The organism is Streptomyces sp. NRRL F-5650, assembly GCF_000721365.1.
GTDB classification, from domain to species: domain Bacteria; phylum Actinomycetota; class Actinomycetes; order Streptomycetales; family Streptomycetaceae; genus Streptomyces; species Streptomyces ardesiacus.
Genome location: NZ_JOGV01000014.1, coordinates 1 through 14,797 on the forward strand (window position 1 = coordinate 1; position 14,797 = coordinate 14,797).

Genomic DNA, 14,797 nt, shown 5'->3' on the forward strand with positions numbered 1-14,797 from the left:
GGCGCACCAGCGCGGCATGCGCGTGATCATCGACTTCGTCATGAACCACACCAGCGACCAGCACCCGTGGTTCCAGGAGTCCCGCAAGAACCCCGACGGTCCCTACGGCGACTACTACGTCTGGGCCGACGACGACAAGCAGTTCCAGGACGCGCGGATCATCTTCGTCGACACCGAGGCGTCGAACTGGACCTACGACCCGGTGCGCAAGCAGTACTACTGGCACCGGTTCTTCTCCCACCAGCCGGACCTCAACTACGAGAACCCGGCCGTGCAGGAGGAGATGATCTCCGCGCTGAAGTTCTGGCTGGACCTGGGCATCGACGGGTTCCGGCTGGACGCGGTGCCGTACCTCTACCAGGAGGAGGGCACCAACTGCGAGAACCTGCCGCGCACCCACGACTTCCTCAAGCGGGTGCGCAAGGAGATCGACGCGCAGTACCCGGACACGGTGGTGCTGGCGGAGGCCAACCAGTGGCCCGAGGACGTCGTCGACTACTTCGGCGACTACGCCGCCGGCGGCGACGAGTGCCACATGGCCTTCCACTTCCCCGTCATGCCCCGCATCTTCATGGCGGTCAGGAGGGAGTCGCGCTATCCGGTCTCCGAGATCCTCGCCAAGACCCCGGCCATCCCCTCCGGCTGCCAGTGGGGCATCTTCCTGCGCAACCACGACGAGCTGACCCTCGAAATGGTCACCGACGAGGAACGCGACTACATGTACGCGGAGTACGCCAAGGACCCGCGCATGCGCGCCAACATCGGCATCCGCCGCAGGCTGGCCCCGCTCCTCGACAACGACCGCAACCAGATCGAGCTGTTCACCGCCCTGCTGCTGTCCCTGCCCGGCTCGCCGATCCTCTACTACGGCGACGAGATCGGCATGGGCGACAACATCTGGCTCGGCGACCGCGACGCCGTGCGCACCCCCATGCAGTCGGCTTCCAGGTGACGAACGTCGAGGCGTCCATGGCCTCGCCCTCGTCCCTGCTGCACTGGACCCGGCGCATGATCGAGATCCGCAAGCAGAACCCGGCCTTCGGCCTCGGCACCTACACCGAGCTGCCCTCGTCCAACCCGGCGATCCTGGCCTTCCTGCGCGAGTACGGCGACGACCTGGTGCTGTGCGTCCACAACTTCTCGCGGTTCGCGCAGCCCACGGAGCTGGACCTCAGCGCCTTCGGCGGACGCCACCCGGTCGAGCTGTTCGGCGGGGTCCGCTTCCCGGCGGTCGGCGACCTGCCGTACCTGCTGACCCTCGGCGGGCACGGCTTCTACTGGTTCCGGCTCCGCAAGGACGCCGTCTAGATCCGGCCCCGTCCCCGGGCGGGGCGGTTTCCGCCGTTCCGCCCGGGGCACGCATCAGTAACCACCCCGACGCTCCGGGGAAAGGACGCGACGCCATGTCGGAAGCCGTCATACGCACCGTCACGAGCCCGCCGGACCTTCTGCCGTCCCTGGCCCCGCTGCTGCGCGAGTGGCTTCCACGGCAGCGCTGGTTCGCCGGCAAGGGGCGTCCGGTCACCGGCTTCTCCCTGGTCGCGGCCACCGACCTGCTCCCCGCCGACTCCCGCCTCGGCCTCCACCACGTCCTGGTCCGCGCCCACCAGCAGGACGCGCCGGCCGGGGCCGCGGCCGAGGGGCCCGGCGACTGCTACCAGCTCCTCATAGGCACCCGCGAGGCGCTGCCGCCCCGGCTCGCGCCCGCGCTGATCGGCCATGTGACCGAGGGCCCGGCGGCCGGACGCACCGCCTACGACGCCCTGTACGACACCCGCCCCGCCGAGGTGCTGCTGGAAGCACTGCGCACGCGGGCCCGCATCGGGGCACTGCGCTTCGAGCGGGCACCGGAGCAGGACATACGTGCCGGGCTGGTGCCGCGGCTGACGACCGCCGAGCAGTCGAACTCGTCGGTCGTGTACGGAGATACGTTCATCCTCAAGGTGCTGCGCCTAATCGTGCCCGGCGTCAACCCCGACCTGGAGCTGCCGCTGGCCCTGGCCCGCGAGGGCTGCCCCCGGGTGCCCGCGCCCGCGGGGTGGATGGTGGCGGACCTGGACGGCCGGACCTGGGTGCTGGGCGTGCTCCAGCCCTTCCTCCAGGGCGCCACCGACGGCTGGGAACTGGCGCTGCGCGAGCTGGCCAAGGGCGAGGACTTCGCCGCCGAGGCCCGTGCGCTCGGGCGGGCCACCGCCGAGGTGCACTCCGCGCTGGCCCGCGCGCTGCCGACCGTCACCCTCGGCCACGCCCACACGCGGCAGCTCGCCGAGGGCATGGCCGCGCGGCTTCAGGAGGCGGCGCGGGCCGTGCCGCCGCTGCGGCCGTACGAACCCGCGCTGCGGACCGCGTTCACGGCGCTGGCCGACCTGGCCGCCGAGGGCCGTAGCTGGACCGCCCAGCGGGTCCATGGCGACCTGCACCTCGGCCAGTGCCTGCGCGCGCCCGGCGGGGAATGGTCGCTGATCGACTTCGAGGGGGAGCCCGCGCGGTCCCTGGCCGAGCGCCGGCTGCCGCAGCCGGCGGTGCGGGACGTCGCGGGGATGCTGCGTTCCTTCGACTACGCCGCCCACGCGGCCGGCGTGCACGGGCCGGGCTGGTCCGAGTCCTGCCGGGCCGCGTACTGCACCGGGTACGCGCAGGCCGGCGGCCGCGACCCGCGCACCGACCCGGTGCTGCTGCGCGCCTACGAGACGGACAAGGCGGTCTACGAGGTCCTGTACGAGGCCCGGCACCGCCCCGACTGGCTGGAGGTGCCGCTGGCGGCGGTGCGCCGCCTGTCCGTGCCCGACCCGGCATGACGCCCCCGCCCGCCCACGTCCCGCCCAGGAGGCTCCGCCCGTGACCCCCCGCCCCTCGTCCAGCGGCCCCGACCCGAGGAAGACGACCGGGAAGAAGACGGCCGGCACCGGGAAGAAGCCCGCCAAGACCGCGAAGCCCGCGAAGAAGAAGGCGCCCCGGAAGCTGACCGTCGGCTCCCCCGGGGCCGCGCCCGCCGTCTCCCCCGCGCCGGACGCGGCCGACCGGGAGCGGCTGCTCGCCGGCACGCACCACGACCCGCACGCGGTGCTCGGGGCCCACCGGGTGCCCGGCGGTGTCGCGTTCCGGGCACTACGGCCGTACGCCCTCGCGGTGACCGTGCTCTGCGGCGAGCTGAGGGTCGAACTGCACGACGACGGGGACGGGTTCTTCTCCGGCCTCGTACCGCTGGAGGAGGTGCCGGTCCACCGGCTCCTGGTGGCGTACGAGGGGACGGTCCAGGAGGCCGAGGACCCGTACCGCTTCCTGCCCACCCTGGGCGAGCTGGACCTGCACCTGATCGGCGAGGGCCGGCACGAGCAGCTCTGGCGGGCACTCGGCGCGCACCCGACGACACTGGACGGGGTGGCGGGCACCCGCTTCGCGGTGTGGGCGCCGAACGCGCGGGGCGTCCGGGTGGCCGGCGGGTTCAACTTCTGGGACGGCACCGCCCATCCGATGCGCTCCCTCGGCTCGACCGGCGTGTGGGAGCTGTTCCTGCCCGGAGTCGGCGCGGGCGAGCCGTACAAGTTCGAGATCACCCGGCCCGACGGTTCGCGCACCTTCCGCGCCGACCCGCTGGCCCGCCGTACGGAGGTCCCGCCGGCCACGTCCTCGGTCGTGCACGCCTCGGACTACACGTGGGGCGACGGGGAGTGGCTGGCCCGCCGCGCGGACACGCCCGCGCACGAGGCGCCGATGTCGGTGTACGAGGTCCACCTGCCGTCCTGGCGCCCCGGCCTCACGTACCGCGAGCTGGCGGAGCAGCTCCCCGCGTACGTCTGCGACCTGGGCTTCACGCACGTGGAGCTGATGCCGGTCGCCGAGCACCCCTTCGGCGGTTCCTGGGGCTACCAGGTCACCGGTTTCTACGCGCCCACCGCCCGGCTCGGCGACCCCGACGACTTCCGGTACCTGGTGGACCGGCTGCACCAGGAGGGCATCGGCGTCCTGATGGACTGGGTGCCGGCGCACTTCCCGCGCGACGACTGGGCGCTGGCCGAGTTCGACGGGCGCCCGCTGTACGAGCACTCCGATCCGCTGCGGGCGGCGCACCCGGACTGGGGGACGCTGGAGTTCGACTTCGGGCGCCGGGAGGTGCGCAACTTCCTGGTGGCCAACGCCGTGTACTGGTGCGAGGAGTTCCACATCGACGGGCTGCGCGTGGACGCGGTCGCCTCGATGCTGTACCTGGACTACTCGCGCGAGCCGGGCGAGTGGACGCCGAACGAGCACGGCGGCCGGGAGAACCTGGACGCGGTGGCGTTCCTCCAGGAGATGAACGCGACGGTCTACCGGCGGGTGCCCGGCGTGGTGACGGTGGCGGAGGAGTCCACGGCCTGGGACGGGGTCACGCGGGCCACCCACCACCAGGGGCCGAGCGGCTTCGGCGGGCTCGGCTTCGGACTGAAGTGGAACATGGGCTGGATGCACGACTCCCTGGAGTACATGAGCCACGAGCCGGTGCACCGCAAGTACCACCACGGGGAGCTGACCTTCTCCATGGTGTACGCGTACAGCGAGAACTACGTGCTGCCGATATCCCACGACGAGGTGGTGCACGGCAAGCGGTCCCTGGTGTCGAAGATGCCCGGCGACTGGTGGCAGCAGCGCGCGAACGAACGGGCCTACCTGGGCTGGATGTGGGCCCATCCCGGCAAGCAACTGCTCTTCATGGGCCAGGAGTTCGCGCAGGGCGCGGAGTGGTCGGAGGCGCACGGCCCCGACTGGTGGCTGCTCGACCCGCAGTACGGGGCGGCGGCCGACCACCGGGGCGTGCGCGACCTGGTGCGGGACCTGAACACCGTCTACCGGGCCACGCCCGCGCTGTGGCAACGCGACACCCATCCCTCCGGTTTCTCCTGGGTGGTCGGCGACGCGGCCGAGGACGACGTCGTCGCCTTCCTGCGCCTGGACGCCGACGGCAGTCCGCTGCTCGCGGTGTCGAACTTCGCGCCGGTGGTCCGCTCCGGCTACCGCCTCGGCGTCCCCGAAGAGATCCCGGCCTGGCACGAGGTCCTCAACACCGACGCCGCCCGCTACGGCGGCGGCGACGTCACCAACCCGCACCCGGTCAAGCCCGAACCCCAGGGCCGGCACGGCCGCCCGGCGAGCATCCGCCTGACCCTCCCGCCCCTGGCCACGGTGTGGCTGCGCCCGGCCTGACCGTCAGCCGGCGCCGCCCTCGTCCGCGAGCCCCCTCGGGAGCGGCTCGCTGTGCAGGATGGCCAGGTGCTGGGTGGCTCGGGTGAGGGCGACGTAGAGGTCGCTGGTGCCGTAGCGGGCGGGTTCGACGACCAGGACGGAGTCGAATTCCAGGCCCTTGGACTGGCGCGGGTCGAGGAGGACGGTCCTGCGCGTCAGGTCCGGCTCCACGCCCGCCGTCACGCCGTCGAGCCGGGCGGCGAGGGCGCGGTGCAGCTCGCGCGGGGCGATGACGGCGAGGCGGCCCTCCTCGGGGGTCAGTTCCCGGACGGCCTCGGCGACGGCGGCGGGCAGGTCGCCGGTGGCCCGGATCCAGGGCCGTACGCCCGTCGAGCGCACCGAGCTGGGCGGCGTGAAGGACGGGTCCTCGGCCCGGACCACCGCCGCCGCGAGGTCCATGATCTCGGCCGGGGTGCGGTAGTTGACGCCCAGGCGGGTGTGCTTCCAGCGGTCCTCGACGTACGGGGCGAGGATCTTCGACCAGGAGCCGACACCGGCTGCCTCGGCGGTCTGCGCCGGGTCGCCGACCAGGGTCATCGAGCGGGTGGGGCAGCGGCGCATCAGCAGCCGCCACGCCATCGGGGACAGTTCCTGCGCCTCGTCGACGATGATGTGCCCGAAGGCCCAGGTGCGGTCGGCCGCCGCGCGTTCGGCGGCGCTGCGGTGGTCCTCCTCCTCCTGGCGCTCGGCGAAGCGCTCGGCGTCGATGACGTCGTGGGCGAGCAGGACCTCCGACTCCTCGTCGGCCTTGTCCTCGAACTCGTAGGTCCGGGACGCGTACGACACGTCCAGCACGCCCTGTGCGTAGGCGATCTGCTCCTCCCGTTCGCGTTCGGCGCGGGTGCGGGCCACCCGGTCGTCCACGCCGAGCAGTTCGGCCGCCTCGTCCAGCAGGGGCACGTCGGCGACGGTCCAGCGCCGGGTGACCGGGCGGCGGACGGCGGCGGCGTCCTCGGCGGGCAGGAAGGCCTCGGGGGCGGCGAGGAAGTCGGCGACCAGGCGCTGCGGGGTCAGCCGGGGCCACAACCGGTCGATCGCGGACCAGACCTCCGGGTTCTCGGCGAGTTCGTCGCGGATCTGGGTGATGTCGCTGGGGTCGAGGAGGTTGGTGCCGTCGTAGGGGTCGGTGCCGATGCGCTCGGCGACCATGTCGGTGAGCGTGTTGAGGATGTGCCCCTCGAAGTGCTCCCGGGCCGCGTTGTGCGGGAGTTTCGCGGCGCGGGTGCGCTCGCGGGCGACGTTCACGAGGTCGTCGTCGAGCAGGAGGACGTCCCGGTCGTGCTCGACGGCGATGACCGGGTCGGGCAGCGCCTGCCGGTCGCGGACCACCTGCGCGAGCACGTCGGCCATGTCGGCCCGGCCCTTCACGGCCGCCGCCTCGGGGGTGTCCGCGGCCGTCGTCCGCACCCCCGGGAACAACTCGCCGACGGTGGCGAGGAGCACGCCGGTCTCGCCCAGCGAGGGCAGCACCTCGCCGATGTAGCCGAGGAAGGCCGGGTTGGGGCCGACGATGAGGACGGCGCGCTTGGCGAGCAGTTCGCGGTGCTCGTAGAGCAGGTAGGCCGCGCGGTGCAGGGCGACGGCGGTCTTGCCGGTGCCGGGGCCGCCCTCGACGACGAGGACACCGCGGTGCGGGGCGCGGATGATGCGGTCCTGGTCGGCCTGGATGGTCTGCACGATGTCGCCCATGCGGCCGGTGCGCGCGGAGTTCAGCGCGGCCAGCAGCACGGCGTCGCCGGAGGGGTCCTCGTGGCCGGTCCGCGTCTCGTCGCCGAGGTCGAGGATCTCGTCGTGCAGCGCGGTGACGGTGCGGCCCTCGCTGGTGATGTGCCGGCGGCGGCGCAGGCCCATCGGGGTGTGGCCGGTGGCCAGGTAGAAGGGGCGGGCGACGTCGGCCCGCCAGTCGATGAGGACCGGGGTGCGTTCGGCGTCGTCGGCGCGCAGCCCGATGCGGCCGATGTGGTGGCCCTCCCCGGAGGTGAGGTCGATCCGGCCGAAGCACAGCGAGCCGTCCACCGCGTTGAGCGCGGCGAGCAGCCCGGAGCGCTCGGCGACCAGGATGTCCCGTTCCAGCCGGGCCTGCTGGGGGGTGTTGCCCTGCGCGAGCGCCTCGGTGACGGACACCTCGGCGTCGCCGCGCAGCGCGTCCACGCGCGCGTACAGCCCGTCGATGAATTCCTGCTCGTGCCGCAATTCATCGTCCGGAAATCCGGTGTTTGACAATTCCACTCCCGGCCGCATATACTGTGCCTACTGAACTTCTTCGCAACTTCAATTCTCTGAAGTCACGAATCATCGAATATACGCAGGGAAATCCCCCGAGCGCAATTGCTCGGGGGATTTTCTTGTGGCGTCGCGGCCGGTCGGACGCGCTCAGACCACCTCGGCCAGTTCCTCCAGGAGCCGCCGCTTGGGCTTGGCCCCCACCATCGACCGCACCGGCTCACCGTCGCGGAAGACCATGAGCGTGGGCGTGGCGAGCACACCGTGGGCGAGCGTCGTCTCCGGATTGCGGTCCACGTCGATGCGCACCACCCGCAGCCGCTCGCTCTCCTCGGCCGCGATGTCTTTCAGCACCGGCCCGAGCTGCCGGCAGGGCCCGCACCACTCGGCGGTGAACTGCACCAGCACGGGCAGTTCACTGTCCAGCACCTCGGTGGCGAAGTCCGCGTCCGTCACCTCGGCCACCCCGGCGATCGTCGTCATGCGTGCCCTCCCAGTTCGCACTTGGGTTCCGGACCCCCCGGAACCGCCGCCTCGGCCCGCGCCAACTGCGCGGCGACCTGCGCGCGCACCGACGTGAGCTGCTCGATCAGCGTGTCCAGCTCCGCCAGCTTGCGCCGGTAGACCAGCAGGGACGCGGGGCAGGAGTCGCCCTCGGGGTGCCCGGCGCGCAGGCACTCCACGAAGGGGCGGGTCTCCTCCAGGTCGAACCCGAAGTCCTGGAGGGTCCTGATCTGCCGCAGCAGCCTCAGGTCGTCCTCGTCGTAGGTGCGGTAGCCGTTGTCGCCCCGCCGCGCGGGCAGCAGACCCCGCGACTCGTAGTACCGCAGCGTCCGCGTGGTGGTCCCGGCCCGTGCGGCCAGCTCGCCGATTCGCATGCGGACGAACGTATGCCTTGACGCCGACGTCAGGGCAAGAAGCCCCGCGCCGGGGGGGGAGGGCGCGGGGCTTCTTCGGGGGGACCGGGCGGCTGAGCAACGGGGGGAGCACCTCAGCCGCCCGGCGTGTGGGACGCCGGGACGCCGTACGGGCGTCAGGCCCGCGTCAGCTCCTTCTCGCCGCCCTGTTCGGGCAGGTCCGGGGTGTCGTCGTCGTCCACGGGGCCGTGGGCGTCGTCCAGGAGGGTCTTCTCGTCGAACGGGATGCGTCCGGCGAGGACGTCGTTGACCCGCTCCTTGTCGATCTCCTTGGTCCAGGTGCCGATCAGGACGGTGGCCACGGCGTTGCCGCCGAAGTTGGTCAGGGCGCGGGCCTCGCTCATGAAGCGGTCGATGCCGACGATCAGGCCGATGCCGTCCACCAGCGCGGGCTTGTGCGACTGCAGGCCGCCGGCCAGCGTGGCCAGACCCGCCCCGGAGACACCGGCGGCGCCCTTGGAGGCCACCAGCAGGAAGAGCAGCAGCGGGATCTGCTCACCGATCGACATCGGCGTACCCATGGCGTCGGAGATGAACAGCGAGGCCATGGTCATGTAGATCATGGTGCCGTCGAGGTTGAACGAGTAGCCGGTCGGGACGGTGATACCGACCACCGGCTTGCTGACGCCCAGGTGCTCCATCTTCGCGATGAGGCGCGGCAGCGCCGACTCCGAGGACGAGGTGGACAGGATCAGCAGGAACTCGCGGCCCAGGTACTTGAAGAGCGAGAAGACGTTGATCCCGGAGACCAGGCGCAGCACCGCGCCGAGCACCAGGAAGAGGAAGAGGACGCAGGTCACGTAGAAGCCGAGCATCAGCACGGCCAGGCTCTTGAGGGCGTCGACGCCGGCCGAGCCGGTGACGGCGGCGATGGCGCCGAAGGCACCGATCGGGGCGGCCCACATGATCATCGCCAGGACGCGGAAGACCAGCCGCTGGATGTGCTCGATGCCGCGCAGGACGGGCCGGCCGGCGTTGCCCATGGCCTGCAGGGCGAAGCCGCAGAGCAGGGCGACGAGCAGGGTCTGGAGCACCTCGCCCGCGGTGAACGCGGAGACGATCGTGGTCGGGATGATGCCGATCAGGAAGTCGACAGTGCCCTTGGCCTCCGCGTCGACCTGCGCCTGTCCGGTCTCCTTGACGGCGTCCGTGACCGCGAGGCCCGTGCCCGGGTCCAGGATGTTGCCGACGATCAGGCCGACGGCGAGCGCCACCAGCGACATCACGAAGAAGTAGACGAGGGCGATGCCGCCGACCGCGCCGACCTTGGCGGCCTTGCGGACGGAGCCGATGCCCAGAACGATCGTGCAGAAGATGATCGGCGAGATCATCATCTTGATCAGGTTCACGAAGCCGGTGCCCAGCGGCTTCAGCTCGGTGGCGAAGTCCGGGGCGATCAGACCGACGGCGATACCGAGGGCGACCGCGATGATCACGGCTATGTAGAGATAGTGCGTGCGGTCGCGCTTGGCTTTGGGTGCGGCAGGTGCCGTAGCGGCGTTGCTGGTCACGGCGGCCCTCCTTGACGACGTCGTCGGCATCACCGGCGTGCGGCTCACGTCCGGGGGTTGTATCGGGGACGGGGTGACTATCTCCCGGCATGTGAGCGCCGTCACCCTTGCGTTCATTTAGTTCACAATCCAGCCACGGGGGAGACTGGCGGCATGCACCTCCGCGTCCCGAGACTCCGGCCCCGCAGTCTGGCCGGGCAGCTCTTCGCCATGCAGGCCGTCCTGATAGCGGTCGTCGTGGTCGGGTACGCGCTGTTCACCTACCTCAGCGACCGGGGCCAGGCCCAGGACGCCGCCGGACGCCAGGCCAGGGCGGTGGCACTGGCGATCGCGGACTCGCCGTCCGTGGCGGAGGCGATCCGCACCCCGGACCCGACGGCCCGTCTCCAGCCGTACGCGGTGCGGGTCATGCGGGACACGGACGTGGACTTCGTGACGATCATGGACCCGCGGGGCATCCGCTGGACCCACCCCGAGCCGAAGGAAATCGGCCATGCCTTCCAGGGCCACATCGAGCGCGCACAGCGGGGCGGCACCTTCACCGAGACCTACTCGGGCACGCTCGGCCCCTCGGTCCGGGCGGTCACCCCGATCGTGGACGACGGCCGGATCGTCGGCCTGGTCAGTGCCGGGATCAAGGTGGAGGAGATCAGCAAGCGGGCGCAGGAGCAGCTCACGGCCCTGTCGGGGGTGGCCGCCGGGGCGCTGCTGCTCGGCGCGGTCGGTACGTACGTGATCAACGCGCGGCTGCGCCGGCACACGCACGGCATGAACGCGGAGCAGCTCAGCCGGATGCACGACTACCATCAGGCGGCGCTGCACGCGGTGCGGGAGGGGCTGCTGATGCTGGACGGGCAGTACCGCGTCGCGCTGATCAACGACGGCGGACGGGAGCTGCTCGGCGTGCACGGTGACGTGGTGGGGGCCTCGGTGGCGGACCTGGGGCTGCCGTCGCGGCTGACGGGGGCGCTGCTGGCGTCGGAGCCGCGGGTGGACGAGGTGCACCTGGCGGCGGACCGGGTGCTGGTGGTGAACACCTCGCCGGTCTCCGGCGGTGAGCGACGGGGCACGGTGGTGACGCTGCGGGACGTGACGGAGCTGCAGTCGCTGACGGGCGAGCTGGACTCGGAGCGCGGCTTCACGCAGGCGCTGCGCTCGCAGGCGCACGAGGCGGCCAACCGGCTGCACACGGTCGTCTCACTGATCGAACTGGGCCGGGCGGAGGAGGCCGTGGAGTTCGCGACGGCGGAGCTGGAGCTGGCGCAGGCGCTGACCGACCAGGTGGTGGCGGCGGTGAGCGAGCCGGTGCTGGCGGCGCTGCTGCTGGGCAAGACCGCGCAGGCCAACGAGCGAGGGGTGGAGCTGGTGGTGTCGCAGGACAGCCGACTGGACGACGGACTGCTGCCGCCGTCGCTGCCCTCCCGGGACCTGGTGACGATCCTGGGCAACCTGGTGGACAACGCGGTGGACGCGGCGCAGGGCACGGTGCCGTCGCGGGTCACGGTGGCGGCGTACACGGAGGCGGCCGGCACCGGCGGCTCGGAGCTGGTGCTGCGCGTCTCGGACACCGGCGCCGGCGTCGATCCCGCCCACGCCGACCTGGTCTTCCAGCGGGGCTACTCGACCAAGCCGGCCCGCGAGGGCGGACGCGGCCTGGGCCTCGCCCTGGTCCGGCAGGCGGTACGGCGCCACGACGGCACCCTGACCGTGGCGGAGGCGGAGGGCGGCGGCGCCCGCTTCGAGGCCCGGCTGCCGCTGGGCGGTCCCGGGGACGACGGGTCCGCCCCGGCGGCGGTGGCGGGCGGCAGACCGGGAGCCGGGGGTGCGGTGTGAGGCGGCGACGGATCACGGCGGCCGTCCCGGTCGGCGCGGGCCACGCGTCCGCCGCCGGAGCCCGCCGTGCGGCTGACGGCGACCGCCGACCCGGAGGTGCCGCATGAGCACCGCCGAGCGGCCCATCCGCGTCCTGGTCGTCGAGGACGACCCGGTCGCCGCCGACGCGCACGTGATGTACGTCGGCCGGGTGCCGGGGTTCACGGCGGTCGGCAAGGCGCACACCGGCGCGGAGGCCCGGCGCCTGCTGGACCGCACGCCGGTCGACCTGCTCCTGCTCGACCTGCACCTGCCGGACGTGCACGGCCTCCAGCTTGCCCGCTCGCTGCGGGCGGCGGGGCATCAGACCGACGTGATAGCGGTGACGTCGGCCAGGGACCTGGCGGTCGTACGGGAAGGGGTCTCCCTGGGCGTCGTCCAGTACGTACTGAAGCCCTTCACCTTCGCCACCCTGCGCGACCGCCTGGTGCGCTACGCGGAGTTCCGCAACGCCGCCGGGGAGGCCAGCGGCCAGGACGAGGTCGACCGCGCCCTCGCCGCCCTGCGCGCCCCGACCCCGGCGGCCCTGCCGAAGGGCCTGAGCGGCCCGACCCTGGAACGCGTCACGGACACCCTGCGCGGCTCGCCCGAGGGCCTCACGGCGGCCGGGGTCGCGGAGGCGGTGGGCATCTCCCGCATCACGGCCCGGCGTTACCTGGAGCACCTGGTGAACGCGGGGCGAGCGGTCCGCAGTCCGCAGTACGGGCAGGTGGGGCGGCCGGAGCTGGTGTACCGGTGGGTGCGGGGGCGGTGATCCGCGCCGCCCTGCGGGCCTGCTCGGCCTCCTCGGGCGAGCCCGCCCGCTCGTAGGCTTCGGCGGCCTGCGTCATCCGCGCGCGGGCCCGCTCGGCGTCCCCGGCCCTCTCGTGCACGAGCCCGAGGGCGTACAGCGTCCGGGCGGCGCCGTGCCAGTCCTCGAACTCCTCGCAGATGTCCAGAGCGTCGAGGCAGGCGGTCACGGCTTCCGCGGTGCGGCCCCGCGCGTTGAGGGCGACGGCGTAGTTGTGCAGGGCCCTGCCCTCGCGGGGCCGGTCCCCCGTCTGCCGGTAGAGGTCGAGGGCGGTGCGCAGGGTGTCGAGGGCCTCGTCGACGCGGCCGGACTTGCGCAGGGGAACGGCGAGGTTGTTCCACACACCGGCCTCGCTGTGCCGGTCGCCGGTGCGGCGGAAGAGGTCGAGGGCGATGTGGAAGGCTTCGACGGCCCCGTCGATCCGACCCACGTCGCTGAGGATGTTGCCGAGGTTGGACATCGCCATCGCCTCGCCGTTGTCGTGACCCACCGCGTGGTAGAGGTCGACCGCCCGTTGGTGCGCCTCCCACGCCTCCCTGAGCCGGCTGGCCCCCCGCAGGGCCGTTCCCATCCTGTTCCGGGCGGTGGCTTCGACGGCCTTGTCGCCCTCCCGGCGTGCGGCGGCACAGGCGGCCCGGCACACGGTGACCGCGTCGTCGAAGTAGCGCCGCCATTCGAAGTACTCGCCGAGCGCACTGGCGAGCCGCGCGGCATCGAAGGCCAGCGGGCGGTCCGTCGCCCACTGGACTGCGGCCACGAGCCCCGCGCGCTCCGCGTCGAACCAGGCCAGTGCCTCCTCACGGCTCCGGAACGGCCCGGTCCCGGTGTCGTCCTCCGTGCGGGGCTTCAGGCGGGCGTCCGCCGCGCGGGCCCGCTCCAGGTAGTGCCGCAGCACACGCGCCCGCGCCGAGTCGCCCTCTGCTCGGGCCACCCTTCCCGCCCCGAACACCCGCACCAGGTCGTGCAACCGCCACCACCCGCGCGTGCGCCCCCTCTCCACGAGGTGCGCCCGGGCCAGGGCGTGTTGCTCACGCACCGGAGGACGGCCGGCGCCGACCAGCGCGGCGACGACCTCGTCACTCACCTCGGGTCCCGGCGCGAGAGCGAGCAGGCGCAGCAGCCGGGCCTGCTCGGGCGGCAGCCGCCGGTAGGACAGCTCGAAGGCGGCGCGGACGCTGCGTTCGCCGTCGTCGAGGTGGTCCAGGCGGTCGTGGGCCTCGGCCAGTTCCGCCACGAGTTCGCTCACCGGCTTGCCCGGATCGGCAGCCAGCAGGGCGGCCGCGATCTGCAGGGCCAGCGGAAGGTGCCCGCAGAGGCTCGCGAGCCGGTCGCTCGTGCCGGGGTCGTCGCCCACCCGGCCGTCGTGCGGATCGGCGATCCGCAGGGCGCGGTCGAGGAGTTCGTACGCCTCCCCCGTTCCGAGTTGGTCCAGGGGCAGGAGCCGTGCACCCAGTTGTGGCAGTCGGTCGCGGGAGGTGACCAGGACGCGGTGCCGGGTGTCGCCCGGCACGAGGGGCCGTACCTGGTCGGCCGACGAGGCGTTGTCGGCCAGGATCAGTACCCCGCCGTGCTCACGGGCCCGGACGGCCAGCGTCGAGCGGTAGAGCGCCGCACGCTCGTCCGTCGTCGTGGGCATGTGTTCCGGCGGGGTGCCGAGGGCGTGCAGCAGGGTCCGCAGACTTCGGCCGACGGTGACGGGCTCCCGGTCGTAGCCGTGCAGGTCGATGAAGAGGACACCGCCGGGGAACCAGCCCCGTTCCCGGGCGAGGTACGCGGTCTCGACGGCGAGCGCGGTCTTGCCGATGCCGCCGAGACCGGACACGGAAGCGACCGGCGCCGCGGCGGACTGCGCCCCGTCCGGGTCCAGCGCCCGCAACAGGTCCTCGGTCTCGCGCACCCGACCGGTGAACCCGCCGGGCCTCGGCGGCAGCCCCGCCGTCGTCTCCGGAACGGCGGCCCCGCCCTCCTGGACCACGACCTGTACGCCGATCACCTCGCGCAGGAAGACCCCGCCCCGGAAGTCGGTGTGGTCGCCGCCGTACCAGGGCGCCCCGCTCCCCGGCGCCGCCCGCTCCACGGCCCGCGCGACGGCACCGGCGACGCCGGACGGTTCGGCGGCGAGCAGCCCGGCCACCCCCTCGCCCCACTCCCGTACGGCATCCCGCCACGCCGGTTCCTCGGCCGCCCGCGCGATGTCCCGGACAGGCGCACCGGCGTCGAGCCCCACCGCCCGCGCCAGCGACTCCACCGCCCGGCGTCCACCG

Annotated in this window: 9 protein-coding genes and 2 pseudogenes; 6 read left to right on the forward strand and 5 right to left on the reverse strand. The window is 72.9% G+C overall.

Going from position 1 to position 14,797, the window contains the following annotated elements; genetic code table 11:
* From IG88_RS44275 to glgB, 4 genes and pseudogenes are all read left to right on the forward strand, one after another.
* Nucleotides 1–937 (forward strand): annotated as a pseudogene (locus tag IG88_RS44275) (alpha-amylase family glycosyl hydrolase); the annotation flags it as partial.
* A 2-nt stretch (nt 938–939) separates the two neighbouring features.
* Nucleotides 940–1,308, forward strand: a pseudogene (locus IG88_RS45300) (alpha-glucosidase C-terminal domain-containing protein); the annotation flags it as partial.
* Nucleotides 1,309–1,403: 95 nt separating this feature from the next.
* The gene (locus tag IG88_RS0115430) at nt 1,404–2,798 is read left to right on the forward strand and encodes a maltokinase N-terminal cap-like domain-containing protein (protein WP_031040503.1); all 1,395 of its coding nucleotides are present in this window, start codon (nt 1,404–1,406) and stop codon (nt 2,796–2,798) included.
* Between the two features lie 40 nt (nt 2,799–2,838).
* A complete protein-coding gene (glgB, locus tag IG88_RS0115435; RefSeq protein ID WP_078861503.1) occupies nt 2,839–5,181 on the forward strand; it encodes a 1,4-alpha-glucan branching enzyme in 2,343 nt (780 codons plus the stop codon).
* Between the two features lie 3 nt (nt 5,182–5,184).
* Here the strand turns inward: glgB and IG88_RS0115440 are convergent, their stop codons facing one another.
* From IG88_RS0115440 to IG88_RS0115455, 4 genes are all read right to left on the reverse strand, one after another.
* The gene (locus IG88_RS0115440; RefSeq protein ID WP_031040505.1) at nt 5,185–7,461 is read right to left on the reverse strand and encodes a HelD family protein; all 2,277 of its coding nucleotides are present in this window, start codon (nt 7,459–7,461) and stop codon (nt 5,185–5,187) included.
* A 132-nt stretch (nt 7,462–7,593) separates the two neighbouring features.
* Nucleotides 7,594–7,926 carry a thioredoxin gene (gene trxA / locus IG88_RS0115445; protein ID WP_031040506.1) on the reverse strand — a complete coding sequence of 111 codons (333 nt, stop codon included), beginning with the start codon at nt 7,924–7,926 and terminating at the stop codon, nt 7,594–7,596.
* Nucleotides 7,923–8,321 carry a MerR family transcriptional regulator gene (locus IG88_RS0115450; protein ID WP_031040508.1) on the reverse strand — a complete coding sequence of 133 codons (399 nt, stop codon included), beginning with the start codon at nt 8,319–8,321 and terminating at the stop codon, nt 7,923–7,925. Before IG88_RS0115450 ends, trxA begins: the two co-directional genes overlap by 4 nt.
* A gap of 155 nt (nt 8,322–8,476) precedes the next feature.
* On the reverse strand, nt 8,477–9,871 hold the full coding sequence (locus IG88_RS0115455; protein ID WP_031040510.1) for a cation:dicarboxylate symporter family transporter: 1,395 nt from the start codon (nt 9,869–9,871) through the stop codon (nt 8,477–8,479).
* 153 nt (nt 9,872–10,024) lie between these two features.
* On the opposite strand from IG88_RS0115455, the gene IG88_RS0115460 reads away from it, so the two are divergent.
* Together IG88_RS0115460 and IG88_RS0115465 are read left to right on the forward strand one after the other, a co-directional pair.
* Complete coding sequence (locus tag IG88_RS0115460) at nt 10,025–11,704, forward strand: sensor histidine kinase (protein WP_031040513.1); 1,680 nt, start codon at nt 10,025–10,027, stop codon at nt 11,702–11,704.
* 103 nt (nt 11,705–11,807) lie between these two features.
* A complete protein-coding gene (locus tag IG88_RS0115465) occupies nt 11,808–12,497 on the forward strand; it encodes a response regulator (protein ID WP_031040516.1) in 690 nt (229 codons plus the stop codon).
* Here IG88_RS0115465 and IG88_RS41215 read toward each other — a convergent pair.
* On the reverse strand, nt 12,382–14,667 hold the full coding sequence (locus IG88_RS41215; RefSeq protein ID WP_158853958.1) for a tetratricopeptide repeat protein: 2,286 nt from the start codon (nt 14,665–14,667) through the stop codon (nt 12,382–12,384). The two genes, IG88_RS0115465 and IG88_RS41215, sit on opposite strands and share 116 nt — an antisense overlap.
* Between the last annotated feature and the right edge of the window lie 130 nt (nt 14,668–14,797).